This is a genomic window from Companilactobacillus nuruki, from assembly GCF_002872255.1.
In the GTDB taxonomy this organism is placed as follows: Bacteria; Bacillota; Bacilli; order Lactobacillales; family Lactobacillaceae; genus Companilactobacillus; species Companilactobacillus nuruki.
Map to the genome: position 1 here is coordinate 119,386 of NZ_NIPR01000034.1, position 18,037 is coordinate 137,422.

Annotated in this window: 17 protein-coding genes and 3 tRNA genes; 19 read left to right on the top strand and 1 reads right to left on the bottom strand. The window is 33.7% G+C overall.

What is annotated here, in order from left to right; genetic code table 11:
- Positions 1 to 41 precede the first annotated feature (41 nt).
- The 7 genes from glpK to CBP76_RS09215 all read left to right on the top strand — a co-directional run bounded on the left by glpK (position 42) and on the right by CBP76_RS09215 (position 6,486).
- Entirely contained in the window at positions 42 to 1,565 is a 1,524-nt protein-coding gene (glpK, locus tag CBP76_RS09185; RefSeq protein WP_102196601.1) for a glycerol kinase GlpK, read from the top strand.
- A gap of 126 nt (positions 1,566 to 1,691) precedes the next feature.
- Positions 1,692 to 3,167 carry a peptide MFS transporter gene (locus CBP76_RS09190; protein WP_102196602.1) on the top strand — a complete coding sequence of 492 codons (1,476 nt, stop codon included), beginning with the start codon at positions 1,692 to 1,694 and terminating at the stop codon, positions 3,165 to 3,167.
- A 248-nt stretch (positions 3,168 to 3,415) separates the two neighbouring features.
- Complete coding sequence (locus tag CBP76_RS09195) at positions 3,416 to 3,943, top strand: SLAP domain-containing protein (protein WP_102196603.1); 528 nt, start codon at positions 3,416 to 3,418, stop codon at positions 3,941 to 3,943.
- A gap of 82 nt (positions 3,944 to 4,025) precedes the next feature.
- Positions 4,026 to 4,108, top strand: a tRNA-Tyr gene (locus tag CBP76_RS09200).
- Positions 4,109 to 4,113: 5 nt separating this feature from the next.
- A tRNA-Gln gene (locus tag CBP76_RS09205) sits at positions 4,114 to 4,185 on the top strand.
- A 130-nt stretch (positions 4,186 to 4,315) separates the two neighbouring features.
- Complete coding sequence (locus CBP76_RS09210) at positions 4,316 to 5,017, top strand: GntR family transcriptional regulator (RefSeq protein WP_102196604.1); 702 nt, start codon at positions 4,316 to 4,318, stop codon at positions 5,015 to 5,017.
- Between the two features lie 74 nt (positions 5,018 to 5,091).
- Positions 5,092 to 6,486: an O-antigen ligase family protein gene (locus CBP76_RS09215; protein ID WP_102196605.1), complete on the top strand. Its 1,395-nt coding sequence runs from the start codon at positions 5,092 to 5,094 to the stop codon at positions 6,484 to 6,486.
- 45 nt (positions 6,487 to 6,531) lie between these two features.
- Here the strand turns inward: CBP76_RS09215 and CBP76_RS09220 are convergent, their stop codons facing one another.
- On the bottom strand, positions 6,532 to 7,257 hold the full coding sequence (locus tag CBP76_RS09220; protein WP_102196606.1) for a WecB/TagA/CpsF family glycosyltransferase: 726 nt from the start codon (positions 7,255 to 7,257) through the stop codon (positions 6,532 to 6,534).
- A gap of 58 nt (positions 7,258 to 7,315) precedes the next feature.
- On the opposite strand from CBP76_RS09220, the gene CBP76_RS09225 reads away from it, so the two are divergent.
- The 12 genes from CBP76_RS09225 (at position 7,316) to CBP76_RS09280 (ending at position 18,021) form a co-directional block, all read left to right on the top strand.
- Positions 7,316 to 8,386, top strand: coding sequence for a glycosyltransferase (locus CBP76_RS09225; RefSeq protein ID WP_102196607.1), 1,071 nt, complete (start codon positions 7,316 to 7,318; stop codon positions 8,384 to 8,386).
- Positions 8,387 to 8,431: 45 nt separating this feature from the next.
- Positions 8,432 to 9,907: a nicotinate phosphoribosyltransferase gene (locus CBP76_RS09230; protein WP_102196608.1), complete on the top strand. Its 1,476-nt coding sequence runs from the start codon at positions 8,432 to 8,434 to the stop codon at positions 9,905 to 9,907.
- A 2-nt stretch (positions 9,908 to 9,909) separates the two neighbouring features.
- On the top strand, positions 9,910 to 10,728 hold the full coding sequence (nadE, locus tag CBP76_RS09235) for an ammonia-dependent NAD(+) synthetase (protein ID WP_102196609.1): 819 nt from the start codon (positions 9,910 to 9,912) through the stop codon (positions 10,726 to 10,728).
- 111 nt (positions 10,729 to 10,839) lie between these two features.
- Positions 10,840 to 12,015: an aminotransferase class I/II-fold pyridoxal phosphate-dependent enzyme gene (locus CBP76_RS09240; RefSeq protein ID WP_102196610.1), complete on the top strand. Its 1,176-nt coding sequence runs from the start codon at positions 10,840 to 10,842 to the stop codon at positions 12,013 to 12,015.
- 18 nt (positions 12,016 to 12,033) lie between these two features.
- Positions 12,034 to 13,488: a hypothetical protein gene (locus CBP76_RS09245; protein WP_102196611.1), complete on the top strand. Its 1,455-nt coding sequence runs from the start codon at positions 12,034 to 12,036 to the stop codon at positions 13,486 to 13,488.
- Positions 13,481 to 14,461, top strand: coding sequence for a glycosyltransferase family 2 protein (locus CBP76_RS09250; RefSeq protein WP_102196612.1), 981 nt, complete (start codon positions 13,481 to 13,483; stop codon positions 14,459 to 14,461). Before CBP76_RS09245 ends, CBP76_RS09250 begins: the two co-directional genes overlap by 8 nt.
- Positions 14,462 to 14,466: 5 nt before the next feature.
- Complete coding sequence (locus CBP76_RS09255; RefSeq protein WP_102196613.1) at positions 14,467 to 14,901, top strand: hypothetical protein; 435 nt, start codon at positions 14,467 to 14,469, stop codon at positions 14,899 to 14,901.
- Positions 14,901 to 15,365: a SprT family protein gene (locus CBP76_RS09260; protein ID WP_102196614.1), complete on the top strand. Its 465-nt coding sequence runs from the start codon at positions 14,901 to 14,903 to the stop codon at positions 15,363 to 15,365. The genes CBP76_RS09255 and CBP76_RS09260 overlap by 1 nt, the downstream gene beginning before the upstream one ends.
- A 36-nt stretch (positions 15,366 to 15,401) precedes the next feature.
- Positions 15,402 to 15,487, top strand: a tRNA-Leu gene (locus CBP76_RS09265).
- Positions 15,488 to 15,866: 379 nt separating this feature from the next.
- Entirely contained in the window at positions 15,867 to 16,745 is an 879-nt protein-coding gene (locus CBP76_RS09270; protein ID WP_102196615.1) for a helix-turn-helix domain-containing protein, read from the top strand.
- Positions 16,746 to 16,875: 130 nt separating this feature from the next.
- A complete protein-coding gene (locus CBP76_RS09275; protein WP_102196616.1) occupies positions 16,876 to 17,379 on the top strand; it encodes an SLAP domain-containing protein in 504 nt (167 codons plus the stop codon).
- 348 nt (positions 17,380 to 17,727) lie between these two features.
- Positions 17,728 to 18,021 carry an SLAP domain-containing protein gene (locus tag CBP76_RS09280; RefSeq protein WP_102196617.1) on the top strand — a complete coding sequence of 98 codons (294 nt, stop codon included), beginning with the start codon at positions 17,728 to 17,730 and terminating at the stop codon, positions 18,019 to 18,021.
- Positions 18,022 to 18,037: the final 16 nt, after the last annotated feature.

Sequence of the window (18,037 nt, forward strand, 5' to 3'; positions counted from 1 at the left end):
TTTTATCAATTTGTTTCTTTTGATATTTAGGAGTATTTAAAATGGATAAGGAATATATTTTAGCAATTGATGAGGGAACTACAACCGCTAGGGCGATTATTTTTGATCATAGTGGTAAAAAAGTAGCGATGGCTCGTCATCCGATTCGACAAATTTTACCTAATCCGGGTTGGGTAGAACACGATCCAAATGAAATTTGGAATGCTGTACAGACTACGATTGCCACGGCTTTAATTGATTCAGGTATCAAGCCTAATCAAATCAAAGCAATAGGAATTGCTAGTCAACGTGAAACAACGATTATTTGGGATAAAAAGACGGGATTGCCAGTTTATAATGCGATTGTTTGGCAAAGTCGTCAGACTGCAAATTTGGCTAATGAATTAATTGAAGATGGTTATAAAGATGAGATTCATAAGAAAACGGGACTAATCATCAGTCCTTATTTTTCAGCCACTAAAATTCGTTGGATTTTGAACCATGTCGAGGGTGCTCAGAAACGTGCTGAAAATGGTGAATTACTTTTTGGAACAGTCAATACGTGGTTGCTTTGGAAATTAACCGATGGTGAAAGCTTTATGACCGACTATGCAAATGCCAGTCGTACAATGCTTTATAACATTAATAGCTTAAAATGGGATGATGATCTTTTAAAATTGTTTAATATTCCCAAAGCAATGTTGCCTGAGGTTAAGTCCAACTCTGAGATTTTTGGAACTACCAAAAATTATCAATTTTATGGGTCAGAGATTCCCATTTCTGGTATGACTGGTTCGCAACAAGCTTCTTTATTTGGACAAATGGCATTTGAAAAGGGAATGGTTAAAAATACTTATGGTACGGGTGCCTTTGCTGTCATGAATACAGGAGATAAACCGGCTTTGTCAGATAACAATTTGCTGACTACTATTGCCTACGGTATCAATGGCAAAATTAACTATGCCTTAGAGGGCAGTGTTTTTGTGGCTGGTGCTGCATTGCAATGGCTAAGAGATGATATGCGCTTAATTAGTAACACTCCAGAGACATCAGCTGCTGCCAAAGCATCCACTAATCAAGATGAGGTTTATGTGGTACCGGCCTTTGCTGGTTTAGGTGCACCTTATTGGGACAATCAAGCACATGGAACAATGTTTGGAATAACTCGTGGAACAACTGACAATGATGTTATCAAGGCTACTTTGCAGGCTATTGCATATCAAACCAAAGATATTATTGAAACAATGAGTTCTGATTCTAAAATACCAATTGAAGTTTTGAAGGTTGATGGGGCAGCGTCCGCCAACGATTATTTGATGCAATTTCAAACTGATATTCTAGGTATTTCATTGCAAAGATCCTCAGAACTAGAAACCACTTCGCTAGGAGTAGCTTTTATGGCTGGATTAGGAGTGGGTTTCTGGAAAGATTTGGATGACATTAAGAAAAATTATCAAACTGGGAAAGTTTATGAACCCCAAATGAAAGATTTGGTTAGAAAAAACTTATATGAAGGTTGGAAAAATGCTGTTACAGCAACGATGGCCTTTAAACATAATAGCGAAGATAATAAGAACCTCTCTTAAAAGGCTCTTATTTTTTTTTGTTGTTATATAAGGATTTATAGCATTTTTATTAAAAATGTTTTGACATAAAGAACACGAAAGTTTAATATTAATACATTCATTGTGTAATGTGAGGAGAATTTTTTAATGGACGAAAAAAAAGATCGAGGTTTCTTCGGACAACCGACAGGCTTACGTACACTATTCTTAACTGAATTTTGGGAAAGATTCAGTTACTATGGTATGCGTGCCATTTTGCTTTTCTACATGTATTATGCTGTAACTAAGGGCGGTCTTGGGATGGACCGTACTACCGCTGCATCAATTATGTCTATCTATGGATCACTTGTTTACATGTCAAGTGTTCTTGGTGGATTTATCAGTGATAGATTACTGGGAGCCAGAAGAACTGTCTTCTGGGGTGGTGTTTTGATCATGTTTGGTCACATCATCTTGTCACTGCCAATTGGTCAAACCGGACTATTTGGTTCTATCGCACTTATTGTTATTGGTACAGGACTATTGAAGCCAAACGTATCCGAAATGGTTGGTGGATTATATACTGAAGGAGATCCAAGACGTGATTCTGGATTCAGTATTTATGTCATGGGTATCAACTTAGGTTCACTATTTGCCCCCCAAGCTGTAAGTAGTATGAGTAATGCCTTTAACTTCCATGCAGGTTTCTCTTTGGCTGCTATTGGTATGTTTGTTGGTTTGATTGTTTACTGGTGGGATGGTCGTAAATACTTACCAGAAGAAAGTTTACATGCTCCAGATCCAATTACTGACAAAGAACGTAGTAAGTTTTTCCAACGTTTAACAATCGGTATTGTAGCAATTATTATTATCATTGTGGTGATGATTTTTGCTCATGCCTTTACAATTAATAATGTTATTACAATTATTAGTATCTTAGGTATTGCTTTGCCAGTGGGCTACTTTATCATGATGCTAACAAGTAAGAAAGTTACCAAAGTTGAAAGATCACGTGTCTTTGCTTATATTCCTTTGTTCTTGGCAGCTGCTGTTTTCTGGGCAATTGAAGAACAAGGATCTGTTGTTTTAGCATTGTTTGCTGCTGAACAAACTCAATTAAACTTTGCTGGATTCCATTTATCAGCACCACAATTCCAAATGCTTAACCCATTCTTTATTATTATCTATACGCCATTCTTTGCTTGGCTATGGATTAAATTGGGTAAGCGTCAACCATCATCTCCAACTAAGTTTTGGATGGGATTGGTTGCAACTGCTCTTTCATACTTTGTTTTAATTATTCCTTTGATGGGATTAAGTTCTAATGGAAAAGTTAATCCACTTTGGCTAGTTTTGAGCTGGGGTATTATTGAAATTGGTGAAATGTTAATTTCTCCAGTTGGTTTGTCAGCTACAACTAAACTTGCACCTAAGGCCTTTAGAGGCCAAATGATGAGTATGTGGTTCTTAGCCGATTCAGCTGGACAAGCTGCCAATGCTCAGATTGTTAAATTGTTCCAACCTGGTAATCCACAAAATGAAATAATGTTCTTTGGTATAACAGGTATTGTTACATTAGCTGTTGCTGTTCTATTGATTTTATTTGTACCTAGAATTAAGAGGTTAATGGCTGGTGTTAATTAAATATTAATTTGGAAGAAAGTGAAACAAATATATTTTGCTTTCTAAAATTAGGTTTTAAAAGGTCCTAGTAATCGTACTTTGATTACTAGGACCTTTTGGTTTAAGGAGTCATGTTTTGTTAATAGATTACAAATGTATATTAGTTTAATTTTGTGTTACGTTTTTTTTGAAATGTGTAAAAGATCGAATTAAATTCACATTTTTTTCTTACAATAACTATTAAATTGGAATTAGTATGGAGGTTTGTGATGCGTAAAATAATGAGTGTTTTAGTGGTTAGTTTAACGATTATAATATCTGTTTTTTGTAATTCAACTTATTCATTAGCTGCCACTGATTCGGTATCTGATACGACTGAACTTAAAAATGTTGAACAGATACGACAAACCGTTACAACCTATCCGAATGTTAAATCGACTTATTTATATAACTCCAAGGGAGAACAATTGCAAAATGTTGCTTTATCTGCCAATACTAATTTAGCCGTAAATGAAACAGCAACTATTAACAATGAACAATATTACCGGGTAGCTACGAATCAATGGGTAAGTTCTAAGGATGTTTATACGTATAAAATGTCATTGTTAACTATTAGAACTAAAGATAATGATTTTACGTCCTTAATAGATGCTCATGGATCAAGTGTTGCTAATCGTGCATTATCTGCTAATAGTAATTGGAAAATTGATAAGGTGGTAGAAATTAATAATAAGAAGTATTATCGGATTGCTGTGAATGAATTTGTTGATGCTAAAAAAGTAGTAGTTGTTAAATAAAATATTTTTTTCAAAAAAAAACTTGAAATGAAGTCAGATTTTCGGTAATATTATTAAGTCGAATGAGACATGTGTAATACATGGAGGGGTAGCGAAGTCTGGCTAAACGCGGCGGACTGTAAATCCGCTCCTTCGGGTTCGGTGGTTCGAATCCACTCCCCTCCATTAATTGGGTTATAGCCAAGCGGTAAGGCAACGGGTTTTGATCCCGTCATGCGATGGTTCGAATCCATCTAACCCAATAATGAAAAAGGCAAAATTCAAATTTTGAATTTTGCCTTTTTATTTTCTAAAATTTAGGTCAATTCTTAATTTTTATCAGAAATACTGTATAATTAACTGAAGTAATGCTCGTAAAGGAGTGCCATACAAATGAAGGTACCAGTATATATACAAATTCATAATGAAATTAGAAAAGAAATTGAATCGGGTAAATGGGCTGTCGGAGAACGTATTCCGTCAGAACGTCAACTATCACAAGATTTTGATGTAAGTCGAATGACACTTCGCCAGGCAATTCAAACACTTGTTGATGAAGGAATCTTACAACGCCAAGTGGGTTCAGGGACTTATGTTGCAAGTAGCAAAGTTCAAGAAAAAATGTCTGGGACAACTAGTTTTACGGAAATTACTGAAGAACAAGGTAAAAAACCTTCAAGTAAAACTGTTTCTTATCATGTTGCTGATCCATCCATTAGTGAACTAGAGAAATTAAAGCTTAAAGATGGTGATCAAGTTCTACGAATGGAAAGAATTCGTTATGCGGATAAACAACCGATCTGTTTTGAAGTTGCTACAATTCCAATTGATATTGTTAATAGTTTGAATAAAAAAGATATTACGTCTTCTCTATATAAGGCCCTGGAAGATAAGGCTGGATTAAAATTGGGTAATGCTACTCAAACCGTTTCGGCAATATTAGCCTCTGAGAAGATAGCTAATTTCTTGAATGTTAAGCGGGGATCGGCGATACTACGTGTACGTCAAATAACCACTCTGGATGATGAACGTCCATTTGAGTACGTTCGTTCACAATATGCTGGAGATAGATTTGAATTTTATTTAGAGCGATAATCAATATCTTTAAATTAGTTTTTAAGGTAAGATATAACTTGATACGTTTTTAAATTTTTAACTGGGAGTCACTTATGCAGAGCTTTATAAAGAAGTACAGCATTTTTTTAATGCTATACATTGTTTTTCAACCAGTCTTAGATGCCATTACCGGCTTAATGGCCCAAGCAAATATTGATGTTACTTTTGGGGTTTTAATTAGAATGGCCGTTATGGCAGTAACTGTATTTTATATACTGATCTTTTTAATCTTGAACCGTGATAATAAACATGGATTTAGGATTATTGGATATTTTGTTTTACTAGGCATCATGTCAGTAATAAATTTAATAATTAATTATAAAACTAAGGTGTTATTTATTCCTTCGCTAGAGTTAACGACTTTGGCTAAGAGTTTGTATTATCCTGTCATGTTGTTAGGGTACTTTTACGCCTTTGAAGAATTAGCTGAAGATCGGATTATTAATAAGTATTTTCCTAAAGTCATTTTCTTTGCAATTAATATTGTCAGTATAATTATGATTGTGGCTCACTTTACAAATACTGGATTTAGTTCTTATTCATACTACAAGTTAGGTGAAAGTGGTTGGTTCTTCGCTGCCAATGAGCTTAGTGCCATTGTATCCATTACTTTTCCTATTATGGTGTGGTATGCACTTAAGAAGATTAATACATGGTCTAAAATCTATTATTGGGTAACGATTATTATTGCTATTTACTCAGCATTGTTAATTGGAACTAAGGGATCATTGCTAGCAATCCTATTTGGTACTTGTATGGCAATCTTGGCTGCAATTGTTCAATTCTTTCAGAACAAAGGAAATCGTAAGTTTACAGCGGGTATCGTAGCACTATTAGTTGTAACCCTTGGTGGAATTTTTGCTGCATATCCTGCAATGGCTGTTTCTAGAACAGCAGAATTGCATAATGATATGATCAAGTATAGAAAGAAGCAAACTAAGACCAAGAAAGGTCTCACTAAAGATCAAAAGAAATATGTTGAGACAAATAAAACAGTTTCTTACTTACTCAGTGGTAGAACGGTGTACTTTGAGAATGCTGCTAGCAACTTTTCTAAATCAACGCCAGCCCAAAAGGTATTTGGAATGGGATATGCAACCAGCTTTAAGAGTGAGAAGAAAGCTAAGTTAGTCGAAATGGATTATATCGATATCTTCTTCCAATTTGGTGTATTAGGAACGATTGTTTATCTAGCACCATTAGCATATTGTTTGATTTATCTAATTGGTGCTTTCTTAAGGAAGTTCAAGTATATGTGGTCATTTAAGTGGGCAATGCTAGTAGCCAGTGTGGCTTTAGCATTTGGAATGGCTTTAATGACGGGACATGTAATTGAAGCACCATCTGTAAGTATTTACTTTGTATCAATCTTAGGTTATGCAATGTTGAATGCTAGAATTTTTGTCAGAACCAATGAAGATCCATATACAATTGATGTTGAAGATTAAAATAAAAAGAGCTTGTAAGTTGATATTTATCAACCTGCAAGCTCTTTATTTATTCTTTTTCTCTTTATTTATTAAATTCATATATTTAGGAATAGCCAGCATACGTCCAATTCTAGTTGGTTCTTTAAATAGGCGATATAACCACTCTAAGTTTAATTTTTGCATGATTATTGGGGCACGTTTTTTAGTACCTGAGAAGACATCAAAACTACCACCAACACCGATCCAAATTGCATCAGCAGATTTACGGTATTTATTGATAAAGATTTCTTGTTTTGGCGATCCTAAGGCCACTAAAACGACGTTAGGCTGCTTTTCAGAAATCTCTTGAACAATTATACTATCATCCTTGAAATAGCCGTCATGGAAGCCTACAAGGTCAATCTGAGGATAATCATTTTTGATTTTCTCAGCACTGGCCTGAATAACTTCAGGTTTAGCACCTAGTAGATAAACTTTTAATTGTTTACGGTTAGCTGCTTCAATAAGATATTTTAATGTATCAAATCCAGTAATTCTTTCAGGAATAGGTGTACCTAAACTTTTGGCACCTTTGATAATTCCAATACCATCTGGAATTACATAATCGGCATTGTTGATTATTTGGGAAAAGTTATTATCTTTTCGGGCAGAAAGAACAATCTCAGGATTAGGTGTTACGATAAATTTGTTTGCTTTGATATCTAAATCATCGTCTAAGTAGTGATGAAATTGTTTTTCGGTAAAATTATCAAACTCTGTGCCTAAAATATTTACTCTATTTTTGTGCATAACGTTCTCCTTTACGCTATTATTATACACGAGAAAGATTAATTTGAGAGGTGTCAAAATGCGCGTTTTACATATCAATGCCGGTAATGAAGATGGCGGTGCTCGTACTTATATTGTTAACTTAATGAAGGGCCAAAAGATAATTGGGGAAGAGAGTACACTTTTGACCTTTCAAGAAGGTCCTGTTTCTAAAATGGCTCGAGAGAATGGGTTAAGTGTTGCGGTTATGGAGCAAAAGCAACGTTTTGATTTATCGATTCTAAAACCACTAACCAAATATATTAATAATAATAAGTTTGATATAGTTCATACTCATGGACCACGTGCAAACTACATAGTTTCTTTGATCCGAAAGAAGATCAATGCTAAATGGGTAATTACGGTCCATTCTGATCCCAGAATTGATTTTTCAGGTATTAAAGGGAAATTTATGCTCAAATTAAACTTACATGCGTTAAAACAAGCTGATTCATTATTTTATATGAATCCCGATTTAGAGGATTACTTTGAAAGTCTAAAGATTGATTCAAAGAGAACTTTTGAAGTCTTTAATGCAATTGATTTTTCGGGAATTAATCCCCGTTTTACGCGTCAATCTACTTTTAGTTTGTTAGAGGTAGCCAGACTGGTTGAAGTTAAAAATCATCGTCTTTTGCTAGAAGCTCTGAGCAAAGTTAAATTCAATTATCGTTTGACTTTGGTTGGAGATGGTCCCTTGATGGATACACTACGTGACTTAGCTAAAGAGTTAGGAATAAAGTCCAAAGTAGAATTTGTTGGTTTTAGGGAGAACACTGGTGATTACTATCAAGAATGTGATGTTTCTGTTCTAACCTCTAAATCCGAAAGCCTACCAACAGTCTATCTTGAGTCGGCTGCCTATGGAAAACCTGTTATTGCTACAAATGTTGGTGCCACAAATAAGGTGATTAATGATGAGACTGGTTGGTTGGTTGAATCTGACAATGAGCAGGAACTGATTGAAGCTTTGAATTCGGCTCATGGGGTTTGGAAAGATGGAAATCTTGATCAAAAAGGATTGGCCTTGTATCAAGAAGTACGTGATAACTATTCAATTGAAGAGTTAGCCCATAAAGTAAATGAGGGTTATGCAGTAACTTTGAATTAATCAAGGTAAAATATATAATGTTAATATCAAATTAATAAGGGAGCTATGATGACTCAATTTCAAAATGAAGATTTAACTTTGCATACGGATTATTATGAACTTAATATGATGTATACATATTGGAAGAAGGGTATGCACAATCGTCGTGCTGTTTTTGAAGTTTATTTCAGAAGCCTACCATTTGATAACGGCTTTGCCGTTTTTGCAGGGTTAGAACATGTGGTTGATTACCTTAAAAATCTCAGTTTTTCAGATTCGGATATTGATTATCTACGTGAGTATGGAGAATATGATGAAGAGTTTTTGCGCTGGTTAAAAGATATGCAGTTTAGCTGTACTGTTCGTTCTGCTTTGGAAGGTGATTTGGTTTTTAATGAAGAACCTATCTTACAAGTTGAAGGTCCATTGGCACAATGTCAATTAGTTGAAACTGCCATTTTAAATATGGTAAATTTCCAAACCTTGATTGCGACAAAGGCTGCTCGAATTAAAACTGTCTGTGGTGATGATCCAGTTATGGAATTTGGTTCACGTCGAGCTCAAGAAGTTGATGCTGCCATATGGGGAACTAGAGCCGCTTATATTGCTGGGTTTGACGCTACAAGTAATGTATTAGCAGGTAAATTGTTTGGTATTCCTATTTCAGGAACGCATGCACATGCTTTGGTTCAAACTTATCGAGATGAATATGAAGCATTTAAGGCCTATGCTACAACTCATAAGAATTGCGTCTTCTTAGTTGATACTTATGACACATTGAAGAGTGGTGTGCCTAGTGCAATTAAAGTTGCTCGTGAAATGGGTGATAAGATTCATTTTGAAGGTGTCAGAATTGATTCCGGAGATATGGCTTATATCTCTAAGCGTGTTAGAAAACAATTGGATGAAGCAGGCTTCCCTGATGCTAAGATTTATGCTTCTAATGATTTGGATGAGAAAACTGTTCTTAATTTGAAGATGCAGGATGCTAAGATCGATGTCTGGGGAATTGGTACGAAGGTAATCACTGCTTTTGATCAACCTGCTTTAGGAGCAGTTTATAAATTAGTAAGTATTGAAGATGCCAAGGGCAATATGATGGATACTTTGAAACTATCTAGCAATGCCGCTAAAATCTCAACTCCTGGTAAAAAACAAGTTTGGCGTATTACTAACAATGAAAAGAATGATAAATCTGAGGGCGATTATGTAACATTTTGGAATGAAGATCCAAGAGAACATAATTCACTTTATATGTTCCATCCTCAATATACTTATATCAATAAGACAGTTGAAGATTTCCAAGCTAAACCTTTATTACATGATATTTTTGTTAATGGTAAGTTAGTTTATGATTTACCAAATGTTAAAGAAATCAGAAAATATTGTGCTGATAATTTGGATTCGTTATGGGATGAATACAAACGTATTCTAAATCCACAAGTTTATCCAGTTGATTTATCTTCAAAACTTTACAGTCATAAAATGAAGTATATTGAGAAGATAAGAAATGATGTAAACAATATTAGACTAGGTGATTAAAAATGAGACCATTGCAAAAAGAAATTATTGAATTTGAACATGTAAAACCAGAAATTGATCCTGAAGTTGAGATTAGACGTTCAGTTGATTTTTTGAAAGCTTATATCAAGCAACATAGTTTCTTGAAAACCTTAGTATTGGGAATTTCTGGTGGTCAAGATTCTACTTTGGCAGGAAAACTATCAGAGATGGCGATGACTGAATTACGTGAAGAAATGGCCGATAATGAATATCAATTTATTGCTGTTAGATTACCCTATGGTGAACAGGCAGATGAATCTGATTGTATGCAGGCAATTGAATGGATGAATGCGGACAAAGTTGTTCGTGTTAATATCAAAGACAGTGTTGATGCAATGGTTAAAGCAATTGAAGATAACGGCTTAACTATTTCTGATTTTAATAAAGGAAATATTAAAGCTCGAACAAGGATGATTGCTCAATACGGTATTGCTGGCGATAATAAAGGTGTAGTTGTTGGAACAGATCATGCAGCCGAAAACATTACTGGTTTTTATACCAAATATGGTGATGGAGCTGCCGATATAACGCCGCTATTCCGTTTGGATAAACGTCAAGGTAAGTCCATGTTAGCTAAGCTCAATGCACCAAAGAACCTTTATGAAAAAACGCCAACCGCCGATTTGGAAGAAGATCGTCCTAGTCTACCTGATGAAAAAGCATTGGGAGTCTCATACAACGATATTGATGATTATCTGGAAGGTAAAGACATTTCGTCAAGCAGTGCTGAGATTATTGAAAATTGGTACAAAAAGACCGAACATAAGCGTCGCTTGCCTTATACCGTATTTGACATTTAGTAAAATATAAAGAATTTCATATTAGGACATTCAATTTTTTTGAATGTCTTTTTTTTTATAAAATTTCGTATGTTAGAATGAAAGGGTAATCTTCTAAAAGAGGTGTTTAACGTGAAAAGTGATGTAAGTTCCCTTATGAAACCATCTGTAGTTGCTATCAAGCAGCAAGAGATTTTTAAGTTTAATGCACGTGCAAAGAGTATTCCAGGTTCTATCAATATGACTGTTGGTGAACCTAATTTTACTACCCCTGAGCATATTAAGCAGGCCGCTATCAAAGCGATTGAAGAGAATAAAACTCATTATACGGTTCCTGAAGGCGACCATCAGTTATTGAGTGCCGTGGCAAAATATCTACACGATAAATATAATTTGAATTATGATCCTGCAACTCAAATTATTGCTACTACTGGAGTTACTGAAGGTGTCTTCTCAGCTTTTAATGCAATTTTACAACCGGGAGACGAGGTATTGATTCCTTCACCATCGTTCACTATCTACGGACCAGATGCCGACTTCAATGGTGCATCACCAGTATACTTGGATACATCAAAGACTGGATTTAAAGTTACTCCAGAGACCTTGAAAGAGGTTTTAAGAACAAATCCACGAATTAGAATTTTCTTATTAAATTATCCAAGTAATCCAACTGGAGTTAGTTACACTGAAGATGAATTACAAGCCCTGGCAGATATCTTAAGGGGTCGAGATGTATTTGTAATTAGTGATGAGATTTACAGTGAATTAACATATAATTTTAAACATGTTTCATTTGGAAATATTTTACCTGATCAAACTATTCTTATGAACGGACTTTCTAAGTCACATGCGATGACGGGATGGCGTTTTGGGGTCGTCTGTGGACCAGCAGCAATTATTTCGCAGATTAATAAGATTCATGAACTGGCAACAACCTCTATAACCTCAATCACTCAATATGCAGCTTTGGAAGCATATCAAAACGGATATGATGATCCAGAAGTCATGAGAAAACAATATCAATCTAGACGTGATTCTTTATATGAAGGTTTAAAGGAAATGGGATTTGAATGTCCAACTCCTGATGGTGCTTTTTATCTATTTGTTAAAATTCCGTCAGGCTATGAACAGGATGATGTTAAATTTGCTAATGAATTATTAGAGGAAGAACATTTGGCTATTTTACCAGGTAGCTTCTTTGGAATTGGTGGGGAAGGACATTTGCGTTTAAGCTATGCAGCAAGTATGGAGAATATTGCGAAATGTCTTTCTAAGATTGAACATTTCCTAAAAAATCATAAAAACTAGCAAATATAGAGAGGAAATATGCTAAATAAATTTCAAAGTGTTATTAGCAAAATTATTATTATTTGCTTAGTAATCTTTACCAGTGTCGTATTGATTCAAATGGGGAGTTTTTTCAATGTAAATTATTTAAGAATTGAGCCAGTATTAGCTATACTGGTTTTTCTTTGTGCAATTATTGGTGTTTTAGGAATTGGATTTTTGTTATATAAAATCCGTGATGATGATTTGCGATTGAATAAATTAGTTTTAATAAGTATGTTGTTGGTCTTTACCATTGTGGCTTTGATATGGTTGAAAATAGTTCCACAAACGCAGATCAGTGACTTTAAGGCCTTTTGGCGAATGGCTCCTAAGGCTTTGGATGGTAAGCCAATCTTCAAATACGATAATGACTATTTTGCTAAATGGGCTTATCAAACGGGTTTTTTAGTATACGTTATGACGGTAGTAAAAATCTTTGGTCATAATATTATTGCTATCCAATTGTTAAATGTTATATATCAAGTATTGATACTCTATGTAACCTATATTTTATCTATGCAAATTTTTAATAAAGTTAAATTGGCTCGTCTAGCGGTTTTGGTTTTAATGATTGATTTGGATTGGTTTGCTTTAAATAGCCAGTCTTGTAATCAATATTTGGGAATGCTCTTGTTTTTAGTAACTTTTTATTTGATTATGAAGAACAAATATTGGGCCTATGCATTGGCTGGAGTGACTCTGAGTTTCGGTAGTATTATCAGGCCAATTGGACCGGTTATCATTGCTGGAGTTATAGTCTATGCGCTAGTGTACTTGTTTATAAGTGAGTCTGGATTTAATTGGACGAGCTTAGTTAAATTATTATTGACCTTAGTCATTTATCAGTTGATTTTCTCGGCTGCTGGGATGGCTATAAAAGCATCAGGATTGAATTCTTATGGGCTAACTAATCGGGATTCCGAATGGAAGTTTGTTGTAGGGTTAGATGCTAATTCAAATGGTTCCTATGATCAGCAGATGGTTGATCGATTCAATTTGAAAGATAGTCGTTCAAAAATGAGTTCTAAAGAATATGTGGTAATTCACGAAAATATAAATAATTTAAATAGTAATCATGGCTGGTTAAAACTATTTTGGAATAAGAATGCTTCACTATGGGCTGGTAGTTCAGGGGCAATTGATTTTACTGGTGTAGATAAAAATCATTCGGAGAAAATTAGTATTTTAATTAAATTATTTGGTTATTTAGGGACCGTTATATTGATAGTATTTTCTTGGTTAGGATCGATACGTCTATTAACGGACAAACCAAATAATAAAATATATTTAATTATTTTGCCAATGATGGCGTATGTCGTTGTACAATTGTTAATTGAGGTTCAAGGCAGATATAGATTAGAATTTTTACCAGCGATTGCTATTTTAGGTGGTCTGGGAATATATACTGTTTTTGAATGGGTAAGATTAAAGCGAGGGAATTTGAATGTCTGATTTGTTTAAGCTTAGTATTGTGGTGCCTTGTTATAACGAAGAAGAGGTATTGCATGAAACCACTAAAGAGTTAAGTGCAATTGTCAATAGTTTAATAGGTCAAGGTAAAATTACTAGTAGCAGTAAAATTGTCTTTGTTGATGATGGCAGCAAGGATAAAACTTGGGAATTGATTGATGACTTTTCTAGGAATTCAGATATTATTTCAGGAGTTAAGTTAAGTCGAAATTTTGGTCATCAAGGTGCTCTTTTGGCAGGTGTGACTAGTGCTTCAAAAGATTCTGACGCCGTTATAACGATAGATGCTGATTTGCAAGATGATGTAAATGCAATTCCTAAAATGGTTGATGAGTATTTAAATGGTGCTGAGGTGGTCTATGGCGTCAGAAATAATCGTGATACCGATACTGCCTTTAAGCGCGGAACTGCTGAGCTATTTTATAAGTTCATGGGATTCTTAGGTGTTAGATTAGTGCCGGATTCAGCCGACTATCGCTTGCTAAGTAAAAGAGCATGTGAAGTGTTGTTGAGTTATCAAGAACGAAATCTATTTCTTCGCGGTATCGTTCCTCTAGTAGGTTTTAAATCAGCTAAAGTTTATTACGCTAGAAAAGAACGATTTGCTGGTGAATCAAAGTATCCATTACGTAAGATGATCAAGTTTGCGATGGACGGTATTACATCATTCTCGATAGTACCTATTAAATTAATTATGGGGTTGGGATTCTTTATTGTTCTAATAAGTATTTTGCTTTTGATTTATAGTTTTATTCAAAAAATTAATGGCAACGTTATTAATGGATGGTCATCACTAATGATATCCATTTGGGCTCTTGGTGGTGTACAATTAATTAGTATTAGTGTCATTGGTGAATACGTTGGAAAGATCTTTAGTGAGGTTAAACAACGCCCAAGGTTTACTATTGAAAGAGATATTTATACTGAGAAAACCGAAAAAGAAAATAAGAGGTAATATTTATGAATGCCGCACAAAAAAAAGCAATGCAATATGGTCAATTGATCAATAAGACAGTTCAAACAATTCAAGAGGAACAGGACAAGCTTAATCCAGAATTTGAAAAGTTACGTGATGCACTTGATCGTAGCAAGGTTGAACAAATTGATGATGTTGAATATACCAAGATTCAAAAAGATTTTGCAACTGGAACCAAAAATTATCAAGACACACTTGCTAAGCTTGAAAAAGGCAAGGCTCCGGCTAGATTGATGGGTACCCATATTTCATTAGTTTCAGCCTTTAAAAATTATGTAGCTGGTTGCGCTAAAATGACAGCAAGTATTGGTGATAATAAGAAAGTTGAACGACATGAATTTGATGAAGCTGAAAAAGTTCAAGATGAATATATGGATAAATTTTCAAAATTAATTCAAAAGCTAACTGACTTAGCATAATGACTGATCAAGAATTAGTTAAATTAATAAAAAAGGTTTCCCAAGATTATTTTGGGAAACCTTTTGTTCATCAAGCCTTTTTCAATCCTCGTTTAAAAACCACTGGTGGGAGGTTTCATTTAAATGATCGCCATATTGATATTAATCCAAAAATTTATCAACAGTTTGGTTATGATGAATTGGTAGGAGTTATCAAGCATGAATTGTGTCATTATCATTTATACAATGATGGACTTCCAGCTCAGCATAAGGATCATGAATTTAAAACTCTTCTACAACAGGTCGGAGGACTTAGATTTTCACCAATTCATAGCAGTGTAAAAAGAAAAATTTTTCATGTTTATCAATGTGATAGATGCGGTACGATATATCATCGTGTAAGAAAAATAAATCTTCGCAAATATGTCTGCGGAAAATGTCATGGCAAATTGAAGTATTTAAAAGATATAACGATAACATCTTGAAAATCTTTTTGATTATGTGTATAGTAAAAAGTGCATGCGGGTATGGCGGAATTGGCAGACGCGCAAGACTAAGGATCTTGTGGAGAATTATCTCCGTGGAAGTTCGAATCTTCTTACCCGCATCACTAAAGTAGTTGGACATTTTGTTCAACTGCTTTTTTTTGTAAAAGTGAATGCCTAGAAAATGGTTCATAAATTAGTTTCAATAATTTAAAAAAACTGTAACTAGGAAAATATATATCTTTAACAAATAATTTAATAAATCAATATTTATGATAAAAACTTTCAGTTAAAATTGTTGCCTTTTGAGGTGCTTTTTTCGTAGAATATGTTGTGACCATTGGAGTTCATTATTAGTTTGATTTTGTATCTATAAAGCTAAATTAGTAATAACAACAGTTTTTTTTGTGCATATGCAAATAACATAAAAATATATTTAATAACTCGATTAATTATTAACGATAAAAGCTATATATATATTTATGTGGTGGTATAGTATTAATGATAAATATCATAACGATAGATGGGAGCGTGTTGCCTTTGTTTCTTGGATCTATTATTTATAATAAAAGACGAGAAATGGATCTGACTCAAATCGAGTTGGCCAACGATATTTGTACTCAAAATACTATTAGTAAAATTGAAAAACACAATATAGCACCAACAGTAAATATTCTTATTAAAATTTGTTTGAAGTTAGGATTGACTTTAAATGATGTGTTTAGTGATTTTTCAGATAAAACCTCTATTAAAGAGGAAAGTATTCTTGACGCAATTGAGCGGGATGTCTTATTAGAAAAGATTGAAAGTGTCGATGAAAGATTATCATTGGTAGAAGGTAAGTTAAATGATAATGATATGGAACAATATGAACTAATTAAGGGTATTGTTGATTATCACAATAAAGATTATGATACATCGCTCTTTATATTGGATAAAGTTTTGCAATACACTAAGTCATCTAATGACGACATCTATACTTTGTTATCTTATTTATTTAAAGGCCTAAATTATATGGGGCAAGAACATGTTGATCGAGCTCAATACTATTTTCAAATGATTGAAAATACAATGAATGAGAGTAGTAAAGTTTCAAATGCTAGTGATTTGGAAATCTTGTTTATTTGTAAAACATTGGCAAATTCTTTCAACTATATGAACTTTTTTGATAAGGCATATGATTCTAGTCAATATGGCTTGAAATATGCAACTAAAGGAAATGTGTCTTATTTCTTGGATGAACTTAATTATGAAGCGGCTATTTCAGTAAAGAATAGACCTGATGAAAAATCTAATTATGAAGATTATTATAATTTAGCTTTTTACTTAGCTAAAGCGAATAAAAATGAAAAGTTATTAAAATTAATGAATGCTAAATAATAAAAAAATTATCAGATAAAATTTATCTGATAATTTTTTTTATAATAATTTGAGTACACATTATGATTGCCGCTTGTGTTTAAACATACTATGATTTGGCTAGTCTAAGGAGACTAAGGAAGTATAAAAAATGAGAAAAAAATTGTTAATAGCATTTTTTTCTATTTTGTTGAGTATAGGATTTTCATTTTTGTCAGTTCAGAGGGTTAAAGCCGAGTCAGTATCAAGTGGTCATTTTGTTGAAGTAAGCACTAAAACTGCAGAGCTCTATAATTCTACAGGTAAAGATTTGTATCAATCGGAACCTAAAAAGAGCGATTGGATTCTAGGACAAACAATTGATCTAAAGGGAATAGATTATTATCAGGTTGGTAAAGATGAGTATTTAAGTTCTAAAGATAGCTATCCTTATCGTAATAGACCTGAAGTCATCAGGGTATCTAAGGATAGCAATGTATCAGTATATGATCATAATTTTGTTGAGAGTAGTGATGTTGCTTTGGCTCCCGGAACATATTGGTATTCTGATCGTATTATTACAACATCAGATGGTATGCCTTTCGCAAGAGTAGCGACTGATGAATATGTTGGTATGTGGGATGTAATTCAACAATCATTTACGCAAAGGTTTTGAATAAAAAATAAGATTATCAAATTTTTTTTTGATAATCTTATTTTTTTATTTTAGAAAGAATATGTCTACAGAAGTAGATGGTATCAACGTTTATGAACCCCAGGAATATTTGTTTATATAAAAAAATAAATAGGAAATAGCTCATTATCTATAAAATTATGTTGAAAAATTAGCAGAATCCTTGTACTATAAAGTTGCTTATAATAATGCCGAAATGTATAAGCATGTTGTGTGAATTAATTAAAACTTTTTTATTTTGTGTCTTAAAAATTAATTTCTTTGTGCACTATTTTTCTGCCAAAAAATAGTGCAGTCGATTAAATATATTAATATAGTGAGGTAGGAAAAATGAAAAAATCTATTTTGTTCTTATTTTGTGCGTTATTAGGTACAGGAAGTGCTGTAACTACTGCCGCTACATCGGTTACCAATGTCAGTGCACAATCAGTTACTCAAAAGGGAAATTATGCTCAAGTCAGTTCAGATCAGGCTCCTGTTTATGATCAAAGTGGTGATAGGACTAATGTATCTCTTCAAAAGAATAGTACTTGGCAAGTTGCAAAAACACAAAGTATCAATGGGACAGACTATTTTCAAGTTGCTTCTAACGAATATTTGAGTAGTAAAGATGGTTTTGCGTAAGCACCTAATAACTGAC

Coding starts and splice junctions, on each gene's coding strand:
- CBP76_RS09250 (WP_102196612.1), top strand. CDS start 13,481: ATGTCTGATTTGTTTAAGCTTAGTATTGTGGTGCCTTGTTATAACGAA.
- CBP76_RS09210 (WP_102196604.1), top strand. CDS start 4,316: ATGAAGGTACCAGTATATATACAAATTCATAATGAAATTAGAAAAGAA.
- CBP76_RS09280 (WP_102196617.1), top strand. CDS start 17,728: ATGAAAAAATCTATTTTGTTCTTATTTTGTGCGTTATTAGGTACAGGA.
- CBP76_RS09195 (WP_102196603.1), top strand. CDS start 3,416: ATGCGTAAAATAATGAGTGTTTTAGTGGTTAGTTTAACGATTATAATA.
- CBP76_RS09230 (WP_102196608.1), top strand. CDS start 8,432: ATGATGACTCAATTTCAAAATGAAGATTTAACTTTGCATACGGATTAT.
- CBP76_RS09190 (WP_102196602.1), top strand. CDS start 1,692: ATGGACGAAAAAAAAGATCGAGGTTTCTTCGGACAACCGACAGGCTTA.
- nadE (WP_102196609.1), top strand. CDS start 9,910: ATGAGACCATTGCAAAAAGAAATTATTGAATTTGAACATGTAAAACCA.
- CBP76_RS09260 (WP_102196614.1), top strand. CDS start 14,901: ATGACTGATCAAGAATTAGTTAAATTAATAAAAAAGGTTTCCCAAGAT.
- CBP76_RS09225 (WP_102196607.1), top strand. CDS start 7,316: ATGCGCGTTTTACATATCAATGCCGGTAATGAAGATGGCGGTGCTCGT.
- CBP76_RS09220 (WP_102196606.1), bottom strand. CDS start 7,257: ATGCACAAAAATAGAGTAAATATTTTAGGCACAGAGTTTGATAATTTT.
- CBP76_RS09215 (WP_102196605.1), top strand. CDS start 5,092: ATGCAGAGCTTTATAAAGAAGTACAGCATTTTTTTAATGCTATACATT.
- CBP76_RS09255 (WP_102196613.1), top strand. CDS start 14,467: ATGAATGCCGCACAAAAAAAAGCAATGCAATATGGTCAATTGATCAAT.
- CBP76_RS09245 (WP_102196611.1), top strand. CDS start 12,034: ATGCTAAATAAATTTCAAAGTGTTATTAGCAAAATTATTATTATTTGC.
- CBP76_RS09270 (WP_102196615.1), top strand. CDS start 15,867: ATGATAAATATCATAACGATAGATGGGAGCGTGTTGCCTTTGTTTCTT.
- CBP76_RS09275 (WP_102196616.1), top strand. CDS start 16,876: ATGAGAAAAAAATTGTTAATAGCATTTTTTTCTATTTTGTTGAGTATA.
- glpK (WP_102196601.1), top strand. CDS start 42: ATGGATAAGGAATATATTTTAGCAATTGATGAGGGAACTACAACCGCT.